This window comes from Rhodoblastus sp., assembly GCF_041915505.1.
Taxonomy (GTDB): Bacteria; Pseudomonadota; Alphaproteobacteria; order Rhizobiales; family Beijerinckiaceae; genus Rhodoblastus.
The window spans coordinates 22,061-24,254 of sequence record NZ_JAYSBG010000016.1 but is presented as its reverse complement, the minus strand read 5'-3'; the positions used below and the strand labels follow the sequence as shown (position 1 = coordinate 24,254).

The window sequence follows — 2,194 nt, the reverse complement described above, 5'->3', positions numbered from 1 at the left end:
CACGACCCGCCGGAACAATGAACGACAGCGCCGACACGACGATCCAGGACCCGAACGCCGGCGAAAGCCGCACCATTTCCTTCGTCTCGCTGGGCTGCCCCAAGGCGCTGGTCGATTCCGAGCGCATCCTCACCCGGCTGCGCGCGGAGGGCTACGCCATCAGCCGCAACCATCACGGCGCCGACGCGGTCATCGTCAACACCTGCGGCTTTCTCGACAGCGCCAAGGCGGAATCGCTCGCCGCCATCGGCGACGCGCTCAAGGAAAACGGCAAGGTCATCGTCACCGGCTGCATGGGCGCCGAGCCCGGCCCGATCCTCGAAGCTTACCCTAATATTTCGGCGATCACCGGTCCGCAGGATTATGAAAGCGTGATGGCGGCGGTGCACACGGCCGCCCCGCCCGCGCCGCATCCCTTTGTCGATCTGGTGCCGCCGCAGGGCGTCAAGCTGACGCCGCGCCATTACGCCTATCTGAAGATTTCGGAAGGCTGCCACAACAACTGCACCTTCTGCATCATCCCGAAATTGCGTGGCGACCTCGTCTCGCGCCCGGCGGCCGACGTGCTGCGCGAGGCGGAAAAGCTGGTCAAGGCCGGCGTCAAGGAACTGCTGGTGGTGTCGCAGGACACCTCCGCTTACGGCCAGGACCTGCGCTACGCCGCAAGCGTCTATGACGGCCGGGAGGTGCGCGCCCGGTTCTACGATCTCGCCGAAGAGCTGGGACGGTTCGGCATCTGGACCCGCCTGCATTACGTCTATCCCTATCCGCATGTCGACGAGGTTCTGCCGCTGATGGCCGAGGGCAAGGTGCTGCCCTATCTGGACATTCCCTTCCAGCACGCCTCGCCCAAAGTGCTGCGCGCCATGAAGCGGCCGGGCAATGTCGAAAAGACGCTCGACCGCATCAAGGCCTGGCGCGCACAGCTTCCGGACCTGACCTTGCGCTCGACTTTCATCGTCGGCTTCCCCGGCGAGACGGAAGAGGATTTCCAGATCCTGCTCGACTGGCTCGACGAAGCCAAGCTCGACCGCGTCGGCGCGTTCAAATATGAGCCGGTCGCCGGCGCAACGGCCAATGATCTCGGCCTCCCGCCGGTCCCGCCCGAGGTTCAGCAGAACCGCTGGCGGCGCTTCATGGAAAAGCAGCAGAAGATTTCCCACGCCCGCCAGAAGGCCAAGGTCGGCAAGCGGCTTGCCGTCATCATCGACAAGGCCTTTCCGGGTGGCGGCGAAGGCCGCAGCAAGGCCGACGCGCCGGAGATCGACGGCAAGGTTTTCGTGTCCTCGCGGCGGCCGCTACGCGTCGGCGATATCGTCACGGTGAAGATCGACCGCGCCGAGGCCTATGACCTCCACGGCGCGGCGACCTAGCGCCAACTGCAATTCGGCCGAATCGCAGTCGACGCTAGGCTTTTTTGTTTTCGCAGCGTTTTCGCGAAAAACCGGCGTCCACTTTTTCGCACGCTGCTTTGCCATACCACTCACTGCTTCGGCTCGCGGATCTCCTCGGCGGCCCGGCGCAGAATTTCGATGACCCGGCGCTGTTCCTCCGGCGTCGCCCGCCGCTTCTCGCGCAGAGCCTGTTTGAGCGCGCGCGCCGCCTGGCGAATATCGGCGGAATCGATGTCGTCGTCGCCGACCTCGGTGTCCTCGCCGGAAAAGGCGCGGCGCACGTCGCCCATGCGTTGCTTGATCGCATCGAGTTGGGCCAGCATCGCCTTGGCCGAGTCGCGATGCTCATCGAGATAGGCCGCGCCTTCGGGCGTGAGGCGATAGAGCTTCTTGGCGCCTTCGGTCTCGACGCTGGCGTAGCCAACCTCTTCCAGATAGGTCAGCGCCGGATAAACCATGCCGGGGCTGGGGCTGTAGAAGCCGCCGGAACGGTCCGCGAGCAGCTTGATCAGCTCATAGCCGTGGCTCGGCTTTTCCTCCAGCAGAGCGAGCAGCAACAGCTGCAATTCGTCGCCGCCGAGTTTCCGGCCGGTGCGAAAGCCCGGGCCGTCGGGGCCGAACCCGCCCATAAATCCGCCCATGAACCGGCCGAAGCCGCGTCCGTGCCGCCTGCCGGCAAATTCGAACGGCCAGCCGCAATGATGATGATGTGGTCTCATATAAACTCCTATACCACGTAAGATGTATCTTACGATATGCATTCGTAAGTCATATCTTACGATATGTCAAACGATATCTGA

General features: G+C 63.8%; 2 protein-coding genes. One reads left to right on the top strand and one right to left on the bottom strand.

The window, feature by feature from the left end; genetic code table 11:
- Positions 1-17 precede the first annotated feature (17 nt).
- A complete protein-coding gene (gene rimO / locus ACE3S9_RS02385; RefSeq protein WP_374544829.1) occupies positions 18-1,373 on the top strand; it encodes a 30S ribosomal protein S12 methylthiotransferase RimO in 1,356 nt (451 codons plus the stop codon).
- A gap of 110 nt (positions 1,374-1,483) precedes the next feature.
- Here rimO and ACE3S9_RS02380 read toward each other — a convergent pair whose 3' ends face one another.
- Positions 1,484-2,113, bottom strand: coding sequence for a helix-turn-helix transcriptional regulator (locus tag ACE3S9_RS02380; protein WP_374544827.1), 630 nt, complete (start codon positions 2,111-2,113; stop codon positions 1,484-1,486).
- Positions 2,114-2,194 lie beyond the last annotated feature (81 nt).

What these genes read in the sequence shown, in the direction of transcription:
- rimO (WP_374544829.1), top strand. Translation starts at nt 18, where the DNA reads ATGAACGACAGCGCCGACACGACGATCCAGGACCCGAACGCCGGCGAA.
- ACE3S9_RS02380 (WP_374544827.1), bottom strand. Translation starts at nt 2,113, where the DNA reads ATGAGACCACATCATCATCATTGCGGCTGGCCGTTCGAATTTGCCGGC.